Raw genomic sequence first — 23,478 nt, forward strand, 5'->3', positions numbered from 1 at the left:
CACCTAGCGCTGGCGTTTGAAGGTGACCCGCCGCCGAAGCAGTTCGGGTGTCGCGGCATAGCCAGCCAGCATCCATGCGCGGCTGTGGGAATGAGTAGTCTTGTCGGGTTCTTCGTTAGCCCACCAGGCTGGATACCTATGGGCGGACGAGGGTAACGGCCTGCAGTTCACTTCCTCGATCTCGCGAAAGTCCATAACGACAAGATCGGACTGGCTAGCCATCAGATAACGTCGCAGTGGATCGTAGGCTGACATCGTGAAACTCCTATTTCGGTTTGCACGACCCTCCTAATACCGGCTGCCGCTGTAGTTAAACTAGTTAAAACCAAGCAGAATATTCTTGTTACGTGCTGACGAATTACAATTGACGGCGACGAGCGACGTTCCGCAGTCGTGGCCTGGATGCGGCACGCCGCCCCTGAGCGGCTCCGGCTATACCAACTTCATCCCCTAAAACAGCCGGACCGATTATGCGGATCACTCGGCTGAGGTCGCGAGAGGCAGTACCAGGTGCGGAAACTTCTTAGACACTAGCTCGCACAGCCGCAGGAAGTATTTTCGCTCCAGCCGATATCCAGTCGGGTCATTGTTGCTATGGAACACTTCGGCGGTACCGAGATGGAGCTTATAGCCGAACCGCTTTCGGCCATCGATGCAGTGCGCGTGAGGGGCAGATGGTAATGGGTCGGGATCGTATTTGTGAACGCGCCATACCTCGCCGCCGACGCGGTAGTCCTTCTGGATCAGCGTTTGCCCTTCCTCGTTGACCAATTGAATTAGGCCGATGTCTATGGAGATGTGATCATCGGATTGATCGACAATTTCGTCGGACATTTCTACCTCCTCCAACTGGGGCGCGAGATGTAATGAGCGATGCTGCCATCGTATGGCTACGTCCCGACGTAGAAAATCGAGAGGACGAGCGACGAACACATATCGCATTCCCAGCAGCGGAAGACACTGACGTCAAGCAGTACCGCAATTGAGGAGGACATCACAGCACCGAGCGGCCGTTCCAGTACCAATCATCCTGTGCAAGGCAATCAACCTAAATTCGATCGTCAACTGCGAGAGATACTTGCGGTCTGAAGGCTCACAGACCTGATCGTGCACGCTATCCATATGCCTCTATCCGGATTGAACCCCTCTGTGCCTCAATTAGGGAGGGCTGGGGACGCTGCCCGTTTATGGATGCGGGGAACATCATCTGCGCCGGGTAGGCGCATCAGCGCCCTCTCTAAATCAGTTTACCTATTCATTCTTGTTCATATTGTCGCAAACCGGCTCAAATCCAAACAACTTGAAGTCCGCTAGAGCTGGCCCCGCAAATTCGGACAGTAGCTTGAGTGGATTTTCTGCCTGACAGCGGCGAGGATTCTTGCTGCGAATCAGGAGCGAAGATGACGAAGAAGAGCCGCCGGACGCATTCTCCGGCATTCAAGGCGAAGGTTGCTTTGGCTGCGGTCAAAGGCGACAAGACACTGGCGGAGCTGGCGCAACTGTTTGATGTTCATCCGAACCAGATCACGATCTGGAAAAACCAGCTCCTGGAAGGCGCCGCCGGCGTGTTTGGGCATGACAAGACATCGGCCGAGACGCCGGTCGATTTGAAGGCGTTACATGCCAAGATCGGCGAGCTGGCGTTGGAAAACGATTTTTTGTCCGGCGCGCTCACCAAGGCGGGCCTGCTGAGCGCAAAGCGATGATCGACCGCGGTCATGATCTTTCTATCGTGCGCCAGGCGAAGGTCCTGAAGCTGGCTCGCAGCACGGTCTACTATGAACCTCGGCCAGTTTCGGCCGAGGACCTTGCCTTGATGCGTCGGCTCGATGAGCTGCATCTCGATTATCCCTTCGCGGGAGCGCGTATGCTGCGATCGTTGCTGCGGCGGGAGGGCGTATACGCCGGTCGCCGCCACATCGCGACGCTGATGAAGCGCATGCGGATCGAGGCGGTCTATCGTCGCCCGAACACGAGCAAGCCGGCTCCGGGTCACAAGATCTACCCGTACCTGTTGCGCGGATTGAAGATCGAGCGGCCCGACCATGCGTGGGCAATGGACATCACCTACATTCCGATGCGGCGTGGCTTCGTCTATCTCGCGGCGGTCGTCGATGTGTTCAGCCGACGGGTCCTGGCCCATCGCGTCTCGATCACAATGGAGGCGGCCTTCTGCGTCGAAGCGGTCCAGGAGGCGTTGGCGAAGCACGGCAGGCCCGAGATTTTCAACACGGATCAGGGCAGCCAGTTCACCAGCCTCGAGTTCACCGATGTGCTGCTGGACGCGAAGATCGCCATCAGCATGGACGGCAAGGGCGCCTGGCGCGACAACGTGTTTGTCGAGCGGCTCTGGCGCACGGTCAAATACGAAGAAGTTTATCTCCGCGCCTACGACAGCGTGTCCGAGGCGCGAGCGTCAATTGCCAAGTATCTGGCCTTCTACAATCAGGGACGCCCTCACTCGAGCCTTGACGGGCGCACGCCCGACGAGGCTTACTTCGGCACGCAAGCTATGGTGATGGCCGCATGACCGTCGCCGACGGTTTTGTCGTCGCTCTGGTCGGGCTACGCCCTCCCGACGCAACGACAAAACCGTAAAGCCCCGCGTTCAGCATAACCCGGCAGGAATCCACTTAAATCCAGCGGGGCGCTGTCCAAACAACCGGGGCCAGCTCTATCTTTGCACTGTTACAGATAGGGAGGGGGTAGTACAGGGCCACGGTTTCGACGCAGCTCGCGACATTGGAAGCCCTGACTAGTCGTCGCGAAGGACGCGCTTGTTCGGTACCAAACGCACGCTATGATTGCCTCCACTTCAATCGGTGAGCTTGATTCTTGACCACGTATCCCAGCGGCGCTGGCCCCTTTACTCCTGGCGCATCCATCGACGAGCCCCCGGTGGGCGAGGCGGAGCGGCAAGCGGTTGCGTCTCTGAGGGGCTATGCTTATCAGGTCGCTGCCGCCACGCTCGCTTGGCTTGATCTTGGCGAGACCGGCAGTCTGTTTCTGGAAGTTGCCGAGGACTACGCAACAGTGGCCGAGCAGTCGCTGAACGCTGTCCAGGTCAAGGATACGGCCGAGTCAGGATCAGTTACCCTCAACACCGAAGCTGTACGGGAAGCCATCAACGCCTTTGTTGTGCTTGCCGCTGGCAACAAAAGCCGCATAGTTCAATTGCGGTATCTCACCACGTCTTCAGTTGGGATTGAGCATAGAGTTTCTGATCGCCCTGGGGGATTGCCGGGCCTCATCTACTGGCGGCAAGCTGCTGCAAGTGCGGACGTTGCTCCGTTGCGCGCCATCCTGGCCAGCGATAGGTTTTCCGCTGATGTGCGGACTTTCGTGACCTTACGCGACGATGAAGCGCTCCGCCGTGATCTGCTTCAACGAATCCACTGGGATACTCAGCAAGCCGACCTCGCAGGGATCACGGAGGAAATCGAAGAGCGCCTGGTCGTTCTTGGCCGTGATCGGTTCAATCTTCCGGCGACGGAAGCTCGGCAACTCGCAAATGTTTTGATGCACCAGGTTCTTAAGAAAAGTGTACTCAAGAACGCTTCAGACCGCGCTCTGACAAGGGCCGAGCTTTACAGCGTAATCGATGGGGCAACGCGCATAAGCGTGCCGCGTAAAGCCGCTGGGTCCGTGCTGGATTTGGGAGCCGCGCTTGCAGTCGCCTTAGCGGGCGGGCAATCCCTGGACGCCGTTTTATCGGTGGTCGATACCCGATGGCTGATCCCAAGCTCTGACCTTGCCACTCCGCGCGGCATCATTGCCAGACGATCGTTGGCGTCCCAGGTCGAGGACGAACTGGTGCAAAAGGGGTGCGCTATCTTGGTGGGCGGTAGCGGACTCGGTAAATCCCTCATTGCCCGTGAGGTCGCAACCAAAAATCCATTCGGCTTTGTCACTGTCGATTTAAGAGATGCCGACCCACCAGACGCTGTCCACCGGCTGGGCCTTACGCTAGGACGCATCGGGACTCTTAACTTTGACTGTTTGATTTTCGATGATTTCAATCAGATGGAAGATGGGCAGGCACGAGCCGCTTTTGTCCGATGCGTGCAAGCTTTGCGGCGTCGGGATCGTTTGGCGATCGTTACGGCCTACCGCCGCCCTTCTCAAAAGACCCTTACCGAAATTGGCCTTGATGCCACGGCTGTTATCGAGGTTCCCTATCTCGTAGAGGCAGAGGCGAATGAAATTGTTCAGGTCGCGGGCGGTGATCCTGATGTGTGGGGACCAATCGCTTTCGCCGCAGGTGCACAAGGTCATCCCCAGCTTGTCCATGCGTTCGTCATGGGGATGGCTGCGCGCGGCTGGCCTTGGGCCGAGGTGCGCGAGGTCGTAATTCGAGGTTTTGCTTCGGACGATACCGATGCGGAACGGGAGGCTTCCCGCCGCAGCATGGTTGCTGCTTTGTCGGAAGATGCTCGCAATCTTCTCTACCGCATGAGTCTAATCGTTGGCCGCTTCGATCGTTCACTCGCCTTGAAGGTCGCCGAGACGCCGCCTCCAATCCCACGCGCGGGGGAACTGCTGGATAGCCTCATCGGGCCGTGGGTCGAGGTAACCGGTAAGGACGTCCTTCGAGTTTCGCCGCTGGCGGCCAACGCTGGCCAAGGCATGCTGACTTCTGAGGTGCGGCAGTCGATACATGCCGCCATAGCTATTCAGATGCTTGCAAAGCGCCGTATCAACGCAACTGACGCCAACGGGATCTTGATGCATGGGATCCTGGGCAAAGAAGAGCATAGTCTGTTCGTCCTGGCACACACCGTTTTGACCGCAGAATCGAAGGCAGCGGAGCTACTGCAGGAGCAGTTCTTCATGCTCCCGCTTTTGCGAACAGATCAGCCCATCTTCCCGCAGAACCGCGCGGTATCGGTTATGCTGCGAATGGCCCAGTTCAAGCTCGTCGCCAGCAAAAAGGAGCCAAAAGATACGGTAGCCTGCGTCGATGCGCTCCTGCGCGAGGCAAGTGAGGAGACGGATGAAACGCTGCGCGGCCTCTTAGAGCCGATTGCTTTGGTATCAATCTTGACCACGCTTGGTATTGCCTCATCGGTGTCGAATTGGGTCGAGTTGTTGCAGCGAGCCCGAGCCCTGGCCAAAACAAATCCGATCCTCAGAGAACTAAAAGAAGGAGCAGAGAAGGCGTCAAAAGATGCTGGACTAACCTTCTATGGATTCATCTTCAACGTTGGTTGCAGCCACTTGCAATCGGTTAGGCGACTTGAGGAGATCCTGGTCGACATGGACCGCCTGAGCGATGCGGATCGGTCCCTGTGGCTTGAAGCGTTTAAAGGCAATCCGTTCGACTATTCGTTGTTAGTCAATCCGCCGTGGACAGCCGAGGCGCGCCGCAATGAGCTGAATCCAGCCGATGCCGCTGAGCGTTACGAGCGAATGGCGCTCCTGGCACAGAAATGGAAGCTCCGAGCGCTTGCGGTTCAATGCTATGTGGCGCGCGCTGTGATGTTCGATGAGTATATGAACGATGAAGCGGGTGCATTGGCAGCGCTCGACGAAGCTGTTGCGGCAGTGGATGAGGATGTGGCGATCGCACGTGCACGTGCGAGGGTGTTCTGGCGGCATGACAAGCATCAGGAATCGGTTAAGATCTTGCACGGGATAGCGGATGTGGTCGGCCGGGACAGCCCGAGTGACCGGGCATTTGCAATGCGCGAAGCGGCAATCAGCGCCGCAAAAACGAAGGATTGGACGCAAGCCGGAGCCTGGTTTGGAGAGGCGGAAAAGTCTGCTGCCGCGGCGGAGGCACGTGATATGCAGGCAATGGCAATCGGCCTCGAGGCCGATCGTGCGGTTGCACTCATCGAAACGGGCGAATTAGAAGCGGCGCTTCAAGCGATGGCATCGTGTTTGATACGGTTGGAAGAGATCGATCCGGAAGGATCGTTGCGCTCCGGATACTGTCATCGTGTGGTGCGCCATACGGTGCTTTGGCTAAAGTCGCGTGTCGACAAGCAAGCACTGTTGATCGCTGACAACTCGATCGAGATGTTGCCGGGCGCGTGTAGCAACCCAGATCCTACGGCTTCCGTTGCGGATTTGCCGCTCGGCCCACTGGACCTTGCTTGGTATATGTTAGCTGAGGCAGAGATTTCGTCTAAGTGCGATGCTGGCGTCGTGAAATCGCTGCGCTCGCACCTCCGGGATGGCCCCATCCTGCTGATGGAGATCGCGCTGCGACAGCGCTCTATCACGTTGGATGTGCTCAGCGCGGACAGCGTGGGCTTCGCGCGACATCTGGCGGATTATCTGGCTGGCGCGGAACATGTGCGCAGGGAGCGGTTAGCCGCTCGCGCTACGTTTAATCCCATGGCACCACCAAGGGGAGAGGTTCGGCCTCTTGCAGCCGCTGAGCTGGCCGACCCACATGTTGAGGGCGTGGCGGTGGACGCTCTCATTGCCTTTGGAGTAGCCGCTGCGTTAGGGGGCGCGACCAACCCTGCTATTGACCTTCAGAAGAACCTCACGGAAGTTTTCGGCGAAAGCTATCCTGGCAAATGCGTGGTCGATAAATGGTGCGGTGTAAACGCGCCTCTCGCCCCCTTAGACCAGACTGTAACTGAAGCTATTACCCTCATATGGTCGCGGAGCCATTTAGAGCCCCGCAGATTGTGGGAAGTTGGATTGAGGCTGTTCGAAAGAATTCGGCAATCAATTTTCCGGAAAACGCTTATCCCAGTTCTAGCGAATTGGCTGGAGAGACAATGGCAGAATGTCATTGCCGAAGAGGCGTTTCGGCTGTGGCGTCCGATGCAGACTGTGCCTGCGATTAGAGTGAGCCTGTCGGGAAAGAAAATGAATGACGCCTTTATCGCCTCACTCCTGCTGACGAGTGGAGAGGCTGTTGGGTCCCCTTTAGGCGTCGAGTATGAGACACAGCTAAGGGAAATCTCTGCCGCTGACAGGTGAAAGGCGAAGCTCGACAGGAAGCGGTGGGGGATTGCGCTGTAAGGCCCGTCTCACTTGGGCCGGACGCCACTTGCCTCCGCGAGGCGCAGTGATGCCTCGAGCGTTTAGCGCTGCGGCAAGGTCAGCAAGAGAAGACCCGCCATCGGCCCTGATTGCTTGAATAGTAGCAACGAGATCAGAGGCCGGCGGTCTGCTTTGGCGCTTCGGGCAGCCCGCGCTTTTGCGAGGTCGTTGCAGGTTCCTGCACGACCACGGTACCCGCCTAAACGGGTTCCCCGGGCCCTTGCAGTATCCAGCGCGGTCCGCGTGCGATCAGATATCATCTTGGCTTCATGCTCCGCCACCGCTGAGAGGATATGGATCGTGAGCTTATTCGCTTGCGAAAAATCTACTGCCTCGAACTCGACTCCCGCCTCCATGAGGTTGGACACGAAAGCTACATTTCGGGCGAGGCGATCCAATTTGGCAATGATCAGGGTGGCGCGATGCAGTCGGCAAGCTGCTAGGACTTTCGATTTCCGTGTATTCGGCTACGAGCTGAGCGCCGACGCATAGGCGGTCAATTACGGCCTTTCGTTGAGCCTCTAGACCGAGGCCAGATCGCCCTTGGCGCTGGGTCGAAACGCGGTAGTAGGCGATATAGCGATTTGGCTTCATGAACTGCCCCGGAACATATCGTGCAACGGTCGTTGCATTGAATGTTTCAGAGCTGAATCTTCCACGCAAATCTAATTTGGGGGCGCGGCTGAGCAAGCCCAGAACAAGAGGATGAAGCGAAGGAGAGGATGTCCGTTCTCATTATTTCGGGATTGGGTGCTGGGATTGCTAAAGCATTCGCGAGCAATCGCTCTTCGGCCGGCAACCGATTATCGCGTCAGTCGCGCGGTTGGAGCGAGTAACATACCACTAATAGAACACTAGGTTGCCACAACAAGAATAAGATCAAATATTGCAAATCCCCACCCCCCGGTTTTAAATCAAAAAATTGGAAAATCTGCACTCCGGCTGCGCCGATGATAGTCCCGGTCAACAGGGTTAGCGCCCAAGGCTCAACCCGGCGAAAGTTTCTCCGATTGAGAGACGCGGACAACGCTACAGAAATTGCACCGATGAATCCTCCGCCAAGTCCAGCAATAAACAACGTAAACCGAAATTCCTGAACAACGGCCTCTCGATTATCAGGCGTGCCGTCACTGATCTGCGGCTGACCTCCATCGGTCTCCGCGATGGGAGGCGATACGCGGGTTGTTGGAATTTCGTTGAAAATCGCCAGCGTTGCATTAATGGCCACGTACCATCCGAGCGTCACAAGCACAATGGTCGCCATTAGGAGACGTTTCTTGCGAGACCCGAACAAGTACAGCCAGAGGGCGAGAACTGCCCCAAAAATTACCCCCGGCTCCAGCGGCATGTTTTCACGCGGGATCAATTGAAGGCCCGAATGCGTTACCAAATAGGAAGCAAGTGCCGAAGCGACCCCGGCCGCTACACTAGATCGAACGGGATTCTTGAGTGCGATTTGAGCCAAGTTTCCCAAATAGCTGTGATAGGTCGCCCGCCAACTTGGAGCTTTTCGACGCTCTCCGGAAGTCGCGGGATTGGGCAAGAATTTGACACTTGCAAGGTCTCCGCGCCTTTGGTCCGGCACGTGTACTTCTGGGAGGACGGCATCGTCTTGGTGTTTTTTTCTTATAAACTGGGTAGCCAAAGTTCTGATGTCATCAAACGACAAATAGGCTCCTCGGTTAGGCGAGCCGCTTTGCATGACATTCAACAAGGCATCGCTGAACATCGTGTAAGTTCCAAAAACAGGGGCGAGGGCGACGTCCGCAGCGCTCGCCGCACATAGAAGCGCCGTTCCACTTTCGGCGAAACCTGCCATCGTCTGCTCTTCCATCCGCTCCGCGACTGGTCCTTGCGGAATGAAGTCGGGCTGGGCTGCGCCAGCAAAGCAGGCATCGATGATTATGAATTTGCGGGCATCTGGGGCGACGCGGTTTAGCGTTCTAGCCAAGCTGTTAACCCGATAGGCCGAAGCGCCGAGAGCTCCGATCCTGGTGGATTTTACGGCAAGGCAATATTTGAGGTCCCCCTCTGAGAAAACACCATGGCCGGTATAGTAAAGGACCAGATTTTTTATCTCATGGCCTGATCGTGCTGCCGCTGTCCTTAGAAAGTGTTCAACTTCCTCATCGATCTCACTGAACGATCGATTGTCATCAAAGAGATCGAGTAGATGGTCCGACCTCACCGATAATCCAGATGGATGAACTAGGTATTGCTTGAAGGCTTTTGCTGAATTTGAAAACAGGTGCGAGGCCGTGAGCTGAGGCGCTTTAGGCCAGCTGCTCGCGCCTAAGATGATCGCATAGAAATCGCCAATGGAATCAGGTGCCGACAATTTCTTTCAAGGCCTCTATGGCCTTTGGTGCGTCCTCGCTTCGCATATTTCGAATGATGACCGCCCCATCAGCCTTTTGAATGGTTATGCTGGTCTGATTATTTCGAACAAGCCACGCGGCTAATGTTTTTATTGAAAGGGCGATCGCGGGAGCGCTCAACACAATCGAGAGGATCGTGCCTGCGTCTTGTGAGTCGGACCTTTCCTTCACTAAGGATACCTGAAGTCCCTCGACAGCCAAGAGCGCAGTCTCTAGCCTCGCCGCCAAGCGAGAACGCTCGGCCGAGCTTGCTTCAGGAAAGCTGATCCGAAACTCATTGGACATAGTCACTCTCCGAGGTCCTCATGCTGCGGGAATTTCGGACCAAACGCAAGCAACAATTGAGTCGGCCGAATTGGGATGCTCGTTCGTCACTACCAAACAAGCGGCCGGCTGGCCTCTGGTATGAATAGCCATGGCTCGACGTGAGCTATGGCGGAATCTGGGTGATGACGGTGTGAGGAAGGCGGCGTATCGAGGCGGGTGACGAGCCTGCCAGAACCTCTCGAGGAGAGCGATACGCCATGACCGAGACTACCAATGTTCTTGCTTTCCGTCAGCCGTCCGCGGTTGATGATCCACTGACCGATATCGTTCGAGCCGGCGCGCGGGACCTGCTTGCCAGGGCGATCGAGATCGAGGTTGGCGCGTTTCTGGCCAGCACGGCCAATCTGACGCTGCCCGACGGTCGAGCGCGCCTGGTCCGACATGGGCACGGTCCGGTGCGCGAGATTGCGACCGGCATCGGTCCGGTGGAGGTCGCTCGTCCCAAGGTCCGCGACCGCGGAGCGAGCGGGCCAGGCGACCGCCTCCGCTTCAGTTCGGCAATCCTGCCGCTATGGGCGCGGCGGACGAAGAGCCTGGATGCCTTGATCCCGGTCCTCTATTTGCGCGGCATCTCGACCGGCGACTTCCAGGAGGCGCTCTCGGCGCTGCTCGGCAAGGATGCGCCGAACCTGTCGCCTTCGGTGATCGCCGGCCTGAAGGCCGATTGGCAGGTCGAGTACGAACGCTGGCAGAGACGCGATCTGTCGGCGCGTCGCTATGTCTACATCTGGGCCGATGGCGTGTACCTGCAGGCCCGCATGGAAGATCACAGCGAATGCATGCTGGTGCTGATTGGCACCACGCCGGAAGGCAAGAAGGAGCTGATCGGCTTCCAGGTCGGCGTGCGCGAGAGCGCGCAGAGCTGGCGCGAACTCCTGATCGACCTGCGGCAACGCGGGTTACGGATTGCCCCGCAACTCGCCATCGGCGACGGCGCCCTCGGCTTCTGGAAGGCACTGGACGAGGCCTTTCCCGGCACGCGGCACCAACGATGCTGGTGCCATAAAGTGAGCAACGTACTCGACAAGGTCGCCAAATCCGTGCAGGGCCCCATGAAGAACGACCTGCGGAACATCTATCTGGCCCCACACCGGGCCGAAGCTGAAACCGCGATCGACGTCTTCGTCGAGAAATACCACGTCAAATACGGACGTGCGGTGGAGTGCCTGATCAAGGATCGCCATGCGCTGCTCGCCTTCTTCGACTTCCCTGCTGAGCACTGGATCCACCTACGCAGCTCGAACCCGATCGAGAGCGTCTTCGCCACGGTGCGCCACCGAACGGTGCGGACCAAGGGATCGCTGTCGCAACAAACTGCGAAGCTGATGGTGTTCAAGCTCATCGACGCCGCATCGAAGACCTGGCGGCGATTGAAGAGCACGAACCAGTTGCCGAAAGTCATCGCCGGTGTAAAGTTCATCGACGGAATCGAAGTCATTCCGAACACTGAAAGCCACGCCGCCTGATCAGGCCGCGTCACCCAAAATCAGCCATAGCTCGCTCGACGTAGTACCCCCACCATATACCCGGCCCGCCCGGTCCGGCTTCTCGCCGTCCATACATGCCTGCCGACTGTTCGGGCCAATCGAAGCTAAGGCGGCTCGACCAGCCATTCGCGCAAATCCGCGCCACGCACCTGGAAAGTTGCCACCGTCCGCCCGTAGCGGTCTAGGCTGAGCGGCAGCCCGCCGGCGGAATGGGTAGCGTTCTGCGTGGTGCCGGCAAGAGCCTTGAAAAAGGTGCAGTCTATTTGCCGTTCCACCAACGTCCCCCGAAGGAGCTATCGGTTGGCTGCTTTTGCCGACGACGCTCACGGATGTCGCCCATTCCGACCAGAGCCAACTGCACGTCGTGCGGCGATGCATCAAGATCGATGACTTCTCGATAGAGGCGATCCGCAGAATCGAGGCAGTTGCTGTCGAAGGCGCTCTTGGCTTGAAGGGCTCTCGATCCTGACAGTGCTCTGCGCCAAGCGTTGCGCGTGGATACGATCGTTCGCTGCACGTATTCGCTGTCGGGGTCTCGACCAGCGAACTTCGTTGCAGCTCGGGCGAGCGCCTCGCGCTCAAATTCTTGATAACTTCTTACGGTCTGGTCGAAAGCGCTCGCGTCTGGCGGAGCACAGTTGCCCAAAATTAGCTTTCCACCGTAGCCGACCGACGCTGCGCCCATCTCGGTGAGAATCGATTTGAACTTTGTCGAGCTCCACTGAACGAAGCTGTCGGCTTCAGTGGCGTGAGCGCTACCGCAAAAAAGCACAAAGATAATGGCCGCCGCACGTGACATGGCAAATCCTGAATGGAGGGGAGCGAGCGAACGCCGTTCCAGCGCAAAACTAGTTCGCATTGCGATTTTTAAGAGCGGCTTCTTTCAGGGGGGCGAAACAGCGATTGTTCGGCCGCCGCCAACTCGGCGGTGTCGTCACCGCGCGGGAAGAGGTGTCCATAGATATCGAGCGTCATCGCGATCGTCGAATGACCTAATCGCTCCTGCACAATTTTCGGTGGCAATTCGTGACCACCATCGACCTTGCGATTGATGCACCATGACGCGAAGAAATGCCGCAGGGCATGCATCCCCGTATATTTGGGTTCAAAGATCGCCTTTCCGCTCTCGTCGCGCTTTACTTTCTTGTGTTCATCGAGCGCTGGTACGACGAGTTTGGCTGCGATCATGGTCGGGATCAGGCCACGCTTGATGATGTTGCCCGTCAATTCGACGTTGCCGGCACCGTTCGGAAAGGCAAGGTGCAGCTTGCCCGGATCCCTCTTGTGATCTCGCTTCTTCGGGCAAATCAGTCTCCATTCGCGCAACACTTGAGCGGTGTCAGGAGGCAAGGGGATCGTGCGATAGCCGGATGCCGATTTCGGTGGACCGATGACGCCGCGCCGATCAGCGCGCTGTCGAACATGCAGCTCGGGTTTCTTAGTGTCTAGATCTACATCTTCCCATCGCAAACCGCGCAATTCGGAGGCACGCAGTCCGGTGACGACGGCAGTCATCAGCAATGGCCCGTATCGACCTTTTGCCTTCGACAACAATGCACGAACTTCGTCGCGAGTCGGGATGTCGACGCCAATTTTGAGCTTTGGCTTATGACGCTGCTGGCTCGCGTTGCCTTTCCGTCGTGATCGCTTCAATTCGCGGACGGGATTGTGCGCGGCTTGGCCGCGTTGTTGAGCGACCGAGATCAAGGCACCCAACGATCCCATCACTCCGCGGACCATCGCGGGGGACCTCCCTTCATCGCGAAGCTTGGTTCGGAATGAACTGACGAGCGGCACATTGAGATGGGACAACTTCTCTGACCCGATGAACGGCACGATGTGCAGTCGAAGATGCTGGTCGTATTGCTCGAGGGTCGTCGGTTCGAGGTTTTCGGCGCGACATTCAGCGAGCCACATGTCCCCTGCCTCCTTCACCGTGATGGAGTCACGATCGGCAACGTGAATGCCCTTACCGATCTCGATGCGGGTTGTGGCCTCGAACTTCTCTGCATCCTGTTTACGGTCAAAGGTGCGAAGGCGTCGTTTGCGGTTCTGATCAAAGTAATCGAGCACCCATGCCGTGCGAATATCGCCGTTGGCGGTCTTCCAGGTACGCTTCCTGATTGACATGGCCGATCCCGCATCACGTGTGACCATGTTGTATTACGTCGAACCTCGAACTCATGCAACAAAAATGCAACAAATCGCGAAATTATCCAATAAAATCAACGAGGAAATACAGACTACGAATCTGAGGGTCGGACGTTCGAATCGTTCCGGGCGCGCCATTTGCGTACCAAACCTAGAAGATTCCTGTTCTCGGTCTGTTTGCCGGCGATGGCAGCTTGGAGGATATCCTTGCTGCCGATAATCCGGATGGCTCTGTCGTCGACCTCGACCGCGTCAATGATGGAGCGGATATAGACTTTGCGGGTGTTTGTGTCGCCGCCATCCAGCTTCGCGTTCATCAGTCGCGCGAAGGCGTCGATCTTCTCCGCTGTGACGGCAGCCGCCATGCCGCATTGGGCGCGGGCATGATCGAGGGCCGCCTTGGCCCGGTCCCGTTGAGCTTTCAGAGCCGCAGTGCGCTCTCGCAGGATATCGTCGAGCTCGACGATGCCGTCTTCAATCGAGCGATAAAGCCGCTTCAGGCGATCTTCGCAATCGCTCAATTCCTTCTGCAGAGCCAGCAGCCGGCCGTCGGCGGACTCGCTCTTCGCGGCCTGGCGCTCGATCAGCAACTTCAGGAGGTCAGCGATGCGGTCGGGCGCCAGCACGCGCTGCTTGAGGTTGGTCAAGACGATTTCATCCAGCGTCGCCGCCGGCACATGGCGGCCCTTGCAAGCGGACTTCCCCTTCTGCTGGCAACCCGCACACGAATAATACGAGTATGAGCGCCCCTGTCGATTGGTCGTGCCGGTCCGGGTCATTCCAGAGCCACACGAGGCGCAGACCGCGATGCCGGTCAGCAGTGAAGGACCGTTCACGACCCGTGGCGGCGTGGTCTTGGGATTGCTGCGGGCGAGCTTTGCCTGGACGCGGTCGAAATCGGCCTGCTCGATCAGGACCGGGATGGGAATATGGATTACCGTCGATGGGTCATGCTTGCTGCCATCGCGCGAGCTGCGCACCCCGTACGGCCATTGTCCGGTCGCGTAACAGCTGTTGGTCAAGATCTTGTGGACCGGCCCGACACCGAAGGTCGCGCCGCGGCGGGTGCGGTGGCCATGGCTGTTCAGCCACTTCGTCGTCTCCTTGACGCCGAGCGGGCCGCTCTTGCCGTCGCCCTCAAGATAAAGCTTGAACATCAGCCGAACCGTTTCGGCTTCGACTGCATCAATGTCGAGCTTCTTCTTGATCTTCTGTCCGCGCCGCTCAGCCTCAACAATCCGATAGCCGAGGGGCGGCGTCGCACCGTTCCAGAACCCTTGTTTTGCCGACTCGCGCATAGCGCGTGTTGTGTTTTTTGATATCTCTCTGGATGTGTGCTCGTCAAAAGCTCCGATGATCTGACGAACGAGGATTTGACTGGGATCGTCCTCCGTCGGCTGTGTGACCGAGACCACCTCGACGCTGTGCTTGCGCAGCTTCCGGATCGTCAACTCCATCTCGGCGACGTTGCGGAAGAACCGGTTGAATGCATAGAAGAGGATCGCGTCGTAGGGGTGATCGGGCGCACAGGCGCGCTCGATCATGTCCTGCAACACGGGCCGACGATCATCGGTCGCGGTCTTTGCTTCCACAAATTCTTCGACGATGGCGTAGCCGTTCTGATCGGCGAAGCTTGCCGTAATTTTCCGCTGGCTCGGTATTGACGCTTCGTTGGCATACTGGCGTCCGGTGCTGACCCTGTAGTAGGTCGCGACGCGCTTTGCTGCGTCAGTTTGTTTGGAAATCGAATTGCGAAATACGTGCTTGTTCATCGGAGGACTCTACTGACACCTTTAGGCTGACGGCCTTCTCACGTTCGATTCGTGAATCTCACGTGATGCCCTGTCAACGGCTATTTTCGTTAGAATCGGTTGCATTATCAGTCAGCAAGTCCTGCAGTTCGCGACCAAGCAAAACCTCGATCGCCCGTAGCTCGCGCTCCAGGATCGGAGGCGAGGGTGGAAGATCGAGTGCCACCTGAAATTCCTCGGCCTGCGGCTGCCGACGTCCTCTCTTCTTCGTCACGCCATGAGCAGCAGCCACCTGGACGCGGGTACCGACCTGCATCCTCCGCCGCGTGATTTGCGACGGAGCAGTACTGGGCTTAGAGCTCATAGCTGAGCTCCCGTCGACGATGCCGATCCTTCTCGGCTTGCGGCTCGAGCGGCGGCGAACCCTCAATGACGTCGAGCGTGGAAACCTTGGGCGAGGCGCGCGATAGCCGCTCGGCCAGCCAGCTTCGGCGCTGGCTCGCCGAAAACAGCTCATCGCGCTGCTGATCGAAGGGCAGTTCGGAGGCAAGGCGCCGATCAATGCTCTTGGCATCGACCACCAGCGCCGTCCGCTCCCGCGCACGGCTTACCGCCACGTAGATGTCATGACGATTGTAGGTATGATCCAGATAGACCACGGCGTGGTCGACCGTGAGGCCCTGGCTGCCGTAGATGGTCGAGGCATAGGCCCAGCCAAGGCGGGGGCGCCCCTGCGCGTCGGCAAGTCGCATCGGATCGAAGGCAATCCGCCGGTCCCCGATCTGGACCTCGATGAGAACCCGATTGCCGCTGCTGAAGGGCTCGTTGGTTTCGCTGACCTTGACGACGGTTGCCGTAGATCCGTTGACAACGCCAAGCTCGTCATCGCGGACAAGAAAGCGGATCTTGTCCCCCGCGGCCAGTACGATCTCGGTCGAGTGGCCGGATGATGTAGCCGCGGTGAAGCTAAGCTCGGGACCCCTGATGATGCCGCTGTTCCTGAGGCGCTCGCGAGTGGCCCGCGAGATGCCGGCTACCGCGGCGTTGGTCTTGGCGAGGATCAGGATCGAGGCACCGGGATCACGTGCGTGGACCTGCTCCGCCAAATCCAAAACCCCAGTGATGGCTGCTTTGGCGCCATTCGCCTCGATCACGAGATCGCGGGTTGCGAACGCCTCGAGCGCGTGCGCTGCCCTTCCCATGCCAAAGGCGGAGATGGCCTCGCGCACCCATGGTTCGCGCTGGCGAACGATCTGGTTGACACGCGCGGCCTCAACGGCGCGGGAGGCGAGGTCAAGACCTCCGCCGGCGCCAATCGCCTGGAGCTGGCGCCGATCCCCCACCAGGACGATCTTGGCACCGGCCTTCGTGACGGCGCCCAGCAGAGCGTGCATGTCCCGCGAGGAGAGCAAGCCGGCTTCGTCGGCAATCAGGATGGTCCGATCGTCGAGAACTTTTTCACCGGCCTCGAGCCGCGAGATCCAGGAGGCGGTCGCCCGCGCTTCGATTCCGAGATCGTCTCGGAGCATGTTGGCGATCCGCCAGGCGGATGCCGTGGCGATCACCCGGCATCCGGCGCTGGCGTATCCCTGTACTACTGGCTTCAGCAGGGCAGATTTTCCGACCCCAGGGGCGCCTTCGACGATGGCCACCGCCGCGCTAGTCGTGGCTGCGAGTGCCGCCTCGGTCTGCTCGGCTGTGAGCCCGGAAGTCTGGCAGCGATGCCTCAGCCACTGCGGATCGAGGGAGAGCCAGGGTTGGCTTGCGAGACGCTGCGCCTGTTCAACGACCTCGCGCTCGATCGCCAGCATTTCCGGCGTCGAGTAGCAGGGTAAGCCGACTGCATCCCGGCCGATTTCCAGAAACACCCCCTGGCTCAGCAGGCGGGTGAGCTCCGTTTCAGCGCGCTCGGCCGGCAAGCTGGTGCCGACCAAGGCGGCAGAGACGGAACGCAGGAGCTCCCGCCGCTCAATGACGCTCTCATGTTCGGTGAGAATCGCCGGCAGCGCCGCCAACCGCTCGGAGAGCAGCCGCTCGCCCGCCTCCTGATCAAGCAGCTTCGAGGCGTCCCTCAAGCTCTCGGCATACGATGCGGTGTCGAGGCCCAGCGATTGCGCGGCGTCGCGCCAAACCTCCTCCCGCTGGACGCTTTCGCTCTCACGCTTGCTGCTTCGCGTCGCCTTGGCGATGGCGGCCGCCAGCGCCGCTGCTTGGCCGCTGGTGACGCCATGTTCGGCGAGTTCGTCCTCGATCTCCTGGCGCCGTGCGCTGAAATACTTGATTGTCGCATCATCGACGCCGGCAATTTCAAACGTGCCGTTCTTGCCGACGCGATCAATGGCAAAACCGAGCTGCTTGAGTTCATGCGCCAATGCTGCGTGATACGTCGCGCCCGCTGCCATCTTGAAGTTGCGGATGATTTTCGAATGCAGCCCGCCGACCGTGTGATCGCTTCGACGTGTGGCGATGTTAAGCCACACGCAATGCGTGTGCAAATTCGGATCGGCGAATACGCGCCCGTCGCTGTGCTGGGCTTTTCGACTCTCCCCGTGCCGGAACGTCGCCGCCGACAGCGCCACCTTCTCTACGAACGTCCCTTTGAACCCGCGGCGCGCCCAGCTCGCCTCGCGTTCCAGCATGGCGAGCGTAGCCCGAACGGCCTTCTGCTGGGCTGCTTCGATCAGGCTTTTTGTATCGTACGATCCAAGGCCCCAAACGAGGCTAACCGAACGCGGCGCGCTCAGCGTGACGTCGAAGGCGGGCGTACGCTCTTTGTGGCGGCGAATCTGTTCGAGCAGCGACGCGCCATTTACATCGAGCGCATGATACAGGCGATCGAACGTGGCGCGGTCGACGGCGGAGCCGTCGACGAGACCAAGATCCCCGGCAGGCGCGTACCAGATGCCGGGCGGCTCGCCACTACCAGCGTAATACTCCGTCTCACGCTGACGCGTGTAGTACGAACTCGCCGCCGCCGGATTCCAGGTCGCAACCACGAAAGAAAGGCCCCCCTTTGGAGGCCTTCCAATTACACCCGATGCGGCCTGCAAATTTCGGGAACGAAGATTGAGGCCGGACTCGTCCGCTCTTCTATCGACGGCGACGCCAGACGGTCACGGGCCAGGTCAGGAGCGCGGGATCGCCGATACCGACGGCGATGGCCTTGACCGTGTTGCCGAAGACGCCGAGCTCGCAGGCCAGGCGCTCCGCGCGAACGATCGGCACTTCTTTCTTGGCGCTCGCCTTCGTTTGCGAGGTTGTCCTGCCCTGCGGCCCTCTCGCTGTGGTCGTGGTGATCTCCTCCACTTCGACGGTCCGCTTGCCGATCATGTGCTCAGAGAACTGCACCGTGCCGCCATCGAGATTCTGCTGGCAAACGATCTTGGTGCGGAAACGGCGCAGAATGCTGGTTGCGACTTTGTCGCCATAGCGCTCCTGCAATTGCTCGACCTCATGCAGTGCAGCCGCCAGGACTCCCACACCCTTGTTGCGGCCGAGATCGACGAGATCCGGGAAGCGTCGCAGCCGGCCTAGAGAGGCCAGCTCATCAAGGCAGAGGAAGACACGCCGGGTTTGCGAGTTCGGAAACGACTCGTCGTTCACATGGGCGGCGATGGTGTCGACGATGGCGCCGATCCAGGCGGCGGAGAGCTCGGGATAGCGACCCGCGCGCTGCACCACGACGGTCCGCGGCTGAGCCGGGTTCGAGCCGTCGAGCCATTCCCGGAACGAGAACTGCCGGTTTGCAGGAAGATCGCGCCAGTTATCCGCGAGCGGTCGCAGGAACCGCAACACTGCGGCGCGGAGCGACAGGAAAAAGCTGACGGTGGTCCGCGACAACCCGCCGGTCTCCGGGTCGACCTCGATCAGCTCGGCAGCGGGCGGGTAGACGGCCTGCAACTGCGTCTTGAGTTCAACAGGATCCAAAAGCGTCGCATCATAGAACTCAGGCATGCCCCACAGGATCCCGTGGCGGCTCTGGCACAGGACGGCGCAGCCGGCGAGCAGGGTGCCGCTGCCGGATTCCCAAACGCTTTCGTCCGTGTGGGGAGCGAGCAGCGCACCGAAAGCTTCGGCGTCGCTCTTGGTCAACACGTCACGCCCGACTGCCCAGGCGTAGCCGCCCGGCCGGTGCCCGTGCAGCGCCGCGAAGGCTGCGTCAGGTAGCGGCAGGCCGCTCAGAATCTCGCCGGTGGTGTCGTGGATCAGGATGCGCACGTTGCGGTTTGGCCAGCGGTACATCGCGGCAAAGATCTCCTGCAACAGATGCAAGATGATCCGTGTTTTCGCCGATCCGGGTGCCCCGAGGAGGAGCACGCCGCGAATCTCCCGTAAGCGCGACAGAATCACGCCGGGGGCAAGCGCGATTCCCAGCCCTTTCTCCCGATCCTCTTGGGCCATGGACGCCGAAGCGCTTCGCCTCGCATCTCTGCCGTGCTGAAGTTCCTGGCCTTCATAGTGCTTACGGGTATCGATGATCGCGGCCTCGCGCATCATGATGCGCGAGGCGCTGGACCAGGCTGCGAACCAGGCCAGCAGGCAGCCGGCGACACGGATGTAGAACTCGAAGACCATGCCGGTCGCGAGCGGGATGCGCCAAGCAGACGTGAAAGCCGCGAGTACATGGGTGTAGGCCGGAATTACCGTGGGCCATTCGGCGAGCACGCCGAGGTACGATCCACTCATCGCCTCCCACAGCAGCGGACCGGATCCGGTCCACGGCGCATCAGCATACCAGCCGACGGGCGGCGCGACCCAAAACGCCATCCAGATCGCCATCACCAGCATAGCCATGCCGACGGGGAAGCGCACGCGCTTCGTCGCCGTCAGATCGCGCTTTTCGTAAGTTGCGAGCTTCATGTCAGTCTCCCTAGTAGAGCTGGCCGCGATGCCGCCAGAGAACGAGGGTCGCCTGGGCGGGGATGTAGGCCGCGTTGATGTGTTGGTTGGCTTGCCGCAGCTCTGCCTCACTCATCTCGAGCAGGTCAGCTGCACGCTCCCACGCGATGTCCCGCACGGGCACATAGGTGCAGCCATCCACCCAGCCGCTTAGCCGCGGGCAGCCCGGCCAAGTCGAGGCTTGCGCGCTGCGCACCGGCGGCTTGCGGTAGTGCCACCAATCGATGGTGGGGCCGACCGCAAGGCTCGCGAGGAGGACGGCGAGCCCCGTCAACACGCCGAGCACCGCCGCTCGTGCGGCCGTCGGGATCGCGATCGAGCGGAGTCGAGCCCAGGACTCACCCGACCCCACCGGCACCTCCTGCGGCTCCGGCAGCCGATGCTCCGGCGCGACGTGGCGAACGATCTCGACATACTGCCGGTCCGTGAGCTGCTGCAGCTCCTCGCGCGGGAGGCGGACGAGCTGTTCGGGCGTCATCGCCCTCAGCCGGTCCAAGCGCGCCGACTGCTCGGCACCCTGCTGCGCGCGCAGGGTGCGCACATCCTGCAGGAACGTCTTGAGCCGCTCAGCCATGACCGCCTCCGAGAAACGGCAGGATGCGCACCAGCTCGCTGTGGATCTTTCCGCTCCAGTCGGCGACGTCGTTCACGAAACGCTTCGCGTACGACAGCGGCAGCCTCGTCCGCAACATGGCTTCCCGGAAGTGGTCGTGACGCCAGGACATGATTGAGGGTGGCGACTCGCCCAGCATCTCCAACAGGCGACGCGACTGCGGCCTCAGGCGCGGCAGGCGGATGTGGGTATAAGTGTCGAGAAGACCGTCAACACCTTTGGCCAATTCCTCCGGCATGTCGCGCGAGGCCTTCTGCGGGCAGCCGTCGCGCTCGTTGAGGACGATCACGATTTGCGCCGAGGGCAGGATGCGCTCGAGCCTCGCTGCCTGCCCGAGAACCTGACGAACCGATTCTGCAGTGGCGACCATGACCAGGAAGACCACCACGTTGAGACCGAGCGCCGAAATGTCGTCGTCGACGTCGACCTCCGCGATGAAGGCATTTGCGAGTTCCGTCAACGCGCCGCCGACCTCGAGCAGCACGGACGCATTGGTCTGCGGCATGCCTGTCAGTGCTTCATGGAAGGGGGAGAACACGGGCAGGAGGTCGCGCTCGCCATCGGCATCGGCGTCGAGCCTTGCGGCATGCAGGCTCTGGACCTCGGGGCCCAGGAACCTCTGGAGCTTGCCCTGCTCGTCGAGCTCGAAGACCTTGAGCGTGACGTCGATCAGCGAGAATGCCATCGCGATCAAAATCGCGAGCAACGACTTGCCGACCCCGCCGACGTCGCCGTCGACAATGCAGGTCACGGGCGGGTTAACCGCCTTGACGGGGTGGATCGGAGATTTGGTCTTGGCCATGTGGCTCCCTCTTCATGGACGGAGCCGAAACGCGAAGGGCCCCGCCGGTTGCGGAGCCCTTCTATTAAAGCCAGTTTGGTCTCAGAATTTCGGGAACGAAGATCGCTGCCAAAAACACTAAAGACTACAATGCCTTGCTGATCCAGTACTCGCGGCCATCCGCCTCTGCAATGCTGAAGAACTCGTCCCATCCGGCACGCGTCCTCACCCGAAGGGCGAGATGTCGGAGGCAGCGCGCGGCCTCAATCTCCGCATCGACGGCGATCTTGGCTTCGGCTTCATCCGCCTGCGTCATGAAGCGCTTCAGCGCCTTGATGTGGTTGGACCTGAACATGACGCCGACGCCGCGCTCGACGCGGCCCAGGAGCATCGCGCAGTCGAGTTCGCTCTTGTAGAAGAGAACGTTGGCATAGATCCCGGACGGATTGATATCCATTGCAGCTGCCGCCCGCATCAGCTGCGCCAGCGACGGCCCGCCCTGTTTGTTGTGCGCCAGCTCCTGATGCTGGGCCGGCGCATGCTCGCGCAGAAACTTCGCTTGCATCTCATGCTGCTCCTGCGGATTTGCCTTCGCGAACACGTCGCTCTCCATCATCTTGCGGAGCTCGGCGGACATCGCGTGCTGGGCCTTCAGGAGTTCCTCGGTCTTGGCGTAGACGGCATGCGCGACGCGCACGAGTTCGAGCTGCTCTGCCTTCACGAACGCCGGCTTGGCGCCGCTGCGCAACTGCTCCAGCACGCCGACGTAGACCGACTTCATGACTTGATAAGCAGTCAACCCCGGATACCATGCCGTGATGCGCCTTTGGCCAGCATCGAAGCAGTTCCTCACCGACAAGTTCCCGAGCAGCGGCTGCAGGGTCTCGAAGATCTCGCCGCGGCGGGTCTCGGTCGCCATCTTGCGGCCTTCCTGATGATCGTCGCAGGCCCGCAGCCGCTCGGTGACCATCGCCACGGTCATGTAAAGTCCGTCGCGAGCGCGCTCCTCGAGTCCTGCTACGTCCTGTCCGCCATGCGGACGCTCGGGGGTCTCGTGCAGCTGCGTCGCATTCATCAGGACGAACTCACCGGCGCAGAACCTGTCCCGGTCCCGGCAGAGTGGCAGGGCGGCATCGAGCTCGGCCAGCTGCGCCGGGACGATCAGGAGGTCATCGTCGCAATCCTCCCGAAGCCGCTCCAGCAGGCGCTGGTTCGGCATGGGAAGGCCGCGGGGATGCCGCTCGATGTTGATCAGCAGGAAGGGCCGCGGGTTGCGGCCGAGGTCTTCGAACGCCTCGTTCAGGGTCACGAGCCGAATGCGCAGTTCAGTGTCGGGCACGAGTTTATCTCCTGTGTCGTGGAGTCCCGATCCTGCTCCAGCGGAAGTTGAGAAATTTCGGGAACGAAGATTTTGTCCTGGGCAAACTCAAAATCCTTGCTCAGAGCTGGACTAGGCCGTGCGGGAGCCGGCGTGCACCGCGAGGAATTCCTCCAATGCCCGGCGACGCTCCTTGACCGGGTAGGTCCAAACCGCTTCATCAAGACGTGCACGCAGTCCCCGCCACCGCGGCGACCGCAACATGCAGCTCGGGATCACGTGGTGGTCGTCGATGAGGAACCTGTTGGTGTCACAATAGTGAACGCACCGATCGAAATTCGCGGCGACGCAGCCAGCGAGAGCGCCGATGCGCGGAAGGTAGTCTTGCTTCCAGTGAGCGATGATCAGGTCGGCGGAGGCCAGGCCGAATACCGCCTGATGGGCGGCGATGTCGGCCCGTGCACGCAGCGGCCTTGTCTTTCCGCAGAAGTGATGTTCGGCCAGCAGGCCGGCAGAGGCAACGAAAGACCGCCGCGCGGGGTCTGACGCGAGCTGCTTTGCCAATATGTCATCCGGCACAAAACCGGCGGCCGCGCGGGCGGAGCTCGCGTGAATGACGAGGTGTCCCCTAACTATTCCGTCGGCATTCGCCGCGGTATAGTGGCTGACCTCATGAAGGATGGTTCCATGCTGGCCGTCGAGGAGAGCGTCGGCCAGATCCGGACGGCGATGCAACAGGTCGCGGTCAAGCCGCATTGTGGTCTCGTT

At 60.0% G+C, this 23,478-nt stretch carries 20 protein-coding genes and 1 tRNA gene; 4 read left to right on the top strand and 17 right to left on the bottom strand.

Annotated features, from left to right (window positions below):
• Nucleotides 1–3: 3 nt before the first annotated feature.
• Both ACFLEY_RS03845 and ACFLEY_RS03850 read right to left on the bottom strand, forming a co-directional pair.
• Complete coding sequence (locus ACFLEY_RS03845) at nucleotides 4–255, bottom strand: hypothetical protein (protein WP_396604519.1); 252 nt, start codon at nucleotides 253–255, stop codon at nucleotides 4–6.
• 222 nt (nucleotides 256–477) lie between these two features.
• A complete protein-coding gene (locus ACFLEY_RS03850) occupies nucleotides 478–834 on the bottom strand; it encodes a hypothetical protein (RefSeq protein ID WP_396604520.1) in 357 nt (118 codons plus the stop codon).
• A 566-nt stretch (nucleotides 835–1,400) separates the two neighbouring features.
• Here ACFLEY_RS03850 and ACFLEY_RS03855 point away from each other — a divergent pair.
• Both ACFLEY_RS03855 and ACFLEY_RS03860 read left to right on the top strand, forming a co-directional pair.
• A protein-coding gene (locus tag ACFLEY_RS03855; protein ID WP_129557324.1) for an IS3-like element ISRj2 family transposase occupies nucleotides 1,401–2,530 on the top strand; the annotation gives its coding sequence in 2 pieces (ribosomal slippage) (nucleotides 1,401–1,653 and nucleotides 1,653–2,530; 1,131 coding nt in all).
• Between the two features lie 368 nt (nucleotides 2,531–2,898).
• Nucleotides 2,899–6,942, top strand: coding sequence for a hypothetical protein (locus ACFLEY_RS03860; protein WP_396604521.1), 4,044 nt, complete (start codon nucleotides 2,899–2,901; stop codon nucleotides 6,940–6,942).
• Here the strand turns inward: ACFLEY_RS03860 and ACFLEY_RS03865 are convergent.
• The 4 genes from ACFLEY_RS03865 to ACFLEY_RS03880 all read right to left on the bottom strand — a co-directional run bounded on the left by ACFLEY_RS03865 (nucleotide 6,913) and on the right by ACFLEY_RS03880 (nucleotide 9,668).
• A complete protein-coding gene (locus ACFLEY_RS03865) occupies nucleotides 6,913–7,104 on the bottom strand; it encodes a recombinase family protein (RefSeq protein WP_396604953.1) in 192 nt (63 codons plus the stop codon). The two genes, ACFLEY_RS03860 and ACFLEY_RS03865, sit on opposite strands and share 30 nt — an antisense overlap.
• Nucleotides 7,047–7,403, bottom strand: coding sequence for a recombinase family protein (locus ACFLEY_RS03870; RefSeq protein WP_396604522.1), 357 nt, complete (start codon nucleotides 7,401–7,403; stop codon nucleotides 7,047–7,049). The genes ACFLEY_RS03865 and ACFLEY_RS03870 overlap by 58 nt, the downstream gene beginning before the upstream one ends.
• Nucleotides 7,404–7,816: 413 nt before the next feature.
• The gene (locus ACFLEY_RS03875) at nucleotides 7,817–9,343 is read right to left on the bottom strand and encodes a caspase family protein (protein WP_396604523.1); all 1,527 of its coding nucleotides are present in this window, start codon (nucleotides 9,341–9,343) and stop codon (nucleotides 7,817–7,819) included.
• Nucleotides 9,330–9,668, bottom strand: coding sequence for a hypothetical protein (locus ACFLEY_RS03880; RefSeq protein ID WP_396604524.1), 339 nt, complete (start codon nucleotides 9,666–9,668; stop codon nucleotides 9,330–9,332). Before ACFLEY_RS03880 ends, ACFLEY_RS03875 begins: the two co-directional genes overlap by 14 nt.
• 239 nt (nucleotides 9,669–9,907) lie before the next feature.
• Between ACFLEY_RS03880 and ACFLEY_RS03885 the strand changes: the two genes are divergently transcribed.
• Nucleotides 9,908–11,176: an IS256 family transposase gene (locus ACFLEY_RS03885; RefSeq protein ID WP_038952271.1), complete on the top strand. Its 1,269-nt coding sequence runs from the start codon at nucleotides 9,908–9,910 to the stop codon at nucleotides 11,174–11,176.
• A 125-nt stretch (nucleotides 11,177–11,301) separates the two neighbouring features.
• Here the strand turns inward: ACFLEY_RS03885 and ACFLEY_RS03890 are convergent, their stop codons facing one another.
• The 3 genes from ACFLEY_RS03890 to ACFLEY_RS03900 are packed head-to-tail and all read right to left on the bottom strand — an operon-like array spanning nucleotide 11,302 to nucleotide 13,327.
• Nucleotides 11,302–11,472, bottom strand: coding sequence for a hypothetical protein (locus ACFLEY_RS03890; RefSeq protein ID WP_396604525.1), 171 nt, complete (start codon nucleotides 11,470–11,472; stop codon nucleotides 11,302–11,304).
• Entirely contained in the window at nucleotides 11,457–12,056 is a 600-nt protein-coding gene (locus ACFLEY_RS03895) for a hypothetical protein (protein ID WP_396604526.1), read from the bottom strand. Before ACFLEY_RS03895 ends, ACFLEY_RS03890 begins: the two co-directional genes overlap by 16 nt.
• 8 nt (nucleotides 12,057–12,064) lie before the next feature.
• The gene (locus ACFLEY_RS03900; protein WP_396604527.1) at nucleotides 12,065–13,327 is read right to left on the bottom strand and encodes a tyrosine-type recombinase/integrase; all 1,263 of its coding nucleotides are present in this window, start codon (nucleotides 13,325–13,327) and stop codon (nucleotides 12,065–12,067) included.
• Nucleotides 13,328–13,403: 76 nt separating this feature from the next.
• On the opposite strand from ACFLEY_RS03900, the gene ACFLEY_RS03905 reads away from it, so the two are divergent.
• Nucleotides 13,404–13,485 (top strand) — tRNA-Ser (locus ACFLEY_RS03905).
• Here the strand turns inward: ACFLEY_RS03905 and ACFLEY_RS03910 are convergent.
• The 8 genes from ACFLEY_RS03910 to ACFLEY_RS03945 all read right to left on the bottom strand — a co-directional run bounded on the left by ACFLEY_RS03910 (nucleotide 13,441) and on the right by ACFLEY_RS03945 (nucleotide 23,466).
• Nucleotides 13,441–15,120: a recombinase family protein gene (locus ACFLEY_RS03910; RefSeq protein WP_396604954.1), complete on the bottom strand. Its 1,680-nt coding sequence runs from the start codon at nucleotides 15,118–15,120 to the stop codon at nucleotides 13,441–13,443. The two genes, ACFLEY_RS03905 and ACFLEY_RS03910, sit on opposite strands and share 45 nt — an antisense overlap.
• 73 nt (nucleotides 15,121–15,193) lie before the next feature.
• Nucleotides 15,194–15,415: a hypothetical protein gene (locus ACFLEY_RS03915; RefSeq protein WP_060910037.1), complete on the bottom strand. Its 222-nt coding sequence runs from the start codon at nucleotides 15,413–15,415 to the stop codon at nucleotides 15,194–15,196.
• Nucleotides 15,416–15,452: 37 nt separating this feature from the next.
• Complete coding sequence (gene mobF, locus ACFLEY_RS03920; RefSeq protein ID WP_211433469.1) at nucleotides 15,453–18,095, bottom strand: MobF family relaxase; 2,643 nt, start codon at nucleotides 18,093–18,095, stop codon at nucleotides 15,453–15,455.
• Between the two features lie 94 nt (nucleotides 18,096–18,189).
• Complete coding sequence (locus ACFLEY_RS03925; RefSeq protein WP_060910041.1) at nucleotides 18,190–19,959, bottom strand: type IV secretion system DNA-binding domain-containing protein; 1,770 nt, start codon at nucleotides 19,957–19,959, stop codon at nucleotides 18,190–18,192.
• A 10-nt stretch (nucleotides 19,960–19,969) separates the two neighbouring features.
• Nucleotides 19,970–20,572 carry a hypothetical protein gene (locus ACFLEY_RS03930; RefSeq protein WP_060910042.1) on the bottom strand — a complete coding sequence of 201 codons (603 nt, stop codon included), beginning with the start codon at nucleotides 20,570–20,572 and terminating at the stop codon, nucleotides 19,970–19,972.
• Nucleotides 20,565–21,413 carry a hypothetical protein gene (locus tag ACFLEY_RS03935; RefSeq protein ID WP_060910043.1) on the bottom strand — a complete coding sequence of 283 codons (849 nt, stop codon included), beginning with the start codon at nucleotides 21,411–21,413 and terminating at the stop codon, nucleotides 20,565–20,567. Before ACFLEY_RS03935 ends, ACFLEY_RS03930 begins: the two co-directional genes overlap by 8 nt.
• Before the next feature lie 124 nt (nucleotides 21,414–21,537).
• Complete coding sequence (locus ACFLEY_RS03940; protein ID WP_396604528.1) at nucleotides 21,538–22,731, bottom strand: hypothetical protein; 1,194 nt, start codon at nucleotides 22,729–22,731, stop codon at nucleotides 21,538–21,540.
• Nucleotides 22,732–22,842: 111 nt separating this feature from the next.
• Complete coding sequence (locus tag ACFLEY_RS03945) at nucleotides 22,843–23,466, bottom strand: hypothetical protein (protein ID WP_129557461.1); 624 nt, start codon at nucleotides 23,464–23,466, stop codon at nucleotides 22,843–22,845.
• Nucleotides 23,467–23,478: the final 12 nt, after the last annotated feature.

The sequence above is a fragment of the Bradyrhizobium sp. YCK136 genome (assembly GCF_044570075.1).
Lineage (GTDB): Bacteria > Pseudomonadota > Alphaproteobacteria > Rhizobiales > Xanthobacteraceae > Bradyrhizobium > Bradyrhizobium diazoefficiens.

Excerpts from the sequence above, each read along its gene's own strand:
- ACFLEY_RS03845 (WP_396604519.1), bottom strand. The coding sequence starts at position 255 with ATGTCAGCCTACGATCCACTGCGACGTTATCTGATGGCTAGCCAGTCC.
- ACFLEY_RS03850 (WP_396604520.1), bottom strand. The coding sequence starts at position 834 with ATGTCCGACGAAATTGTCGATCAATCCGATGATCACATCTCCATAGAC.
- ACFLEY_RS03880 (WP_396604524.1), bottom strand. The coding sequence starts at position 9,668 with ATGTCCAATGAGTTTCGGATCAGCTTTCCTGAAGCAAGCTCGGCCGAG.
- ACFLEY_RS03885 (WP_038952271.1), top strand. The coding sequence starts at position 9,908 with ATGACCGAGACTACCAATGTTCTTGCTTTCCGTCAGCCGTCCGCGGTT.
- ACFLEY_RS03895 (WP_396604526.1), bottom strand. The coding sequence starts at position 12,056 with ATGCGAACTAGTTTTGCGCTGGAACGGCGTTCGCTCGCTCCCCTCCAT.
- ACFLEY_RS03900 (WP_396604527.1), bottom strand. The coding sequence starts at position 13,327 with ATGTCAATCAGGAAGCGTACCTGGAAGACCGCCAACGGCGATATTCGC.
- ACFLEY_RS03910 (WP_396604954.1), bottom strand. The coding sequence starts at position 15,120 with ATGAACAAGCACGTATTTCGCAATTCGATTTCCAAACAAACTGACGCA.
- ACFLEY_RS03915 (WP_060910037.1), bottom strand. The coding sequence starts at position 15,415 with ATGCAGGTCGGTACCCGCGTCCAGGTGGCTGCTGCTCATGGCGTGACG.
- ACFLEY_RS03925 (WP_060910041.1), bottom strand. The coding sequence starts at position 19,959 with ATGAAGCTCGCAACTTACGAAAAGCGCGATCTGACGGCGACGAAGCGC.
- ACFLEY_RS03930 (WP_060910042.1), bottom strand. The coding sequence starts at position 20,572 with ATGGCTGAGCGGCTCAAGACGTTCCTGCAGGATGTGCGCACCCTGCGC.
- ACFLEY_RS03935 (WP_060910043.1), bottom strand. The coding sequence starts at position 21,413 with ATGGCCAAGACCAAATCTCCGATCCACCCCGTCAAGGCGGTTAACCCG.
- ACFLEY_RS03945 (WP_129557461.1), bottom strand. The coding sequence starts at position 23,466 with ATGCGGCTTGACCGCGACCTGTTGCATCGCCGTCCGGATCTGGCCGAC.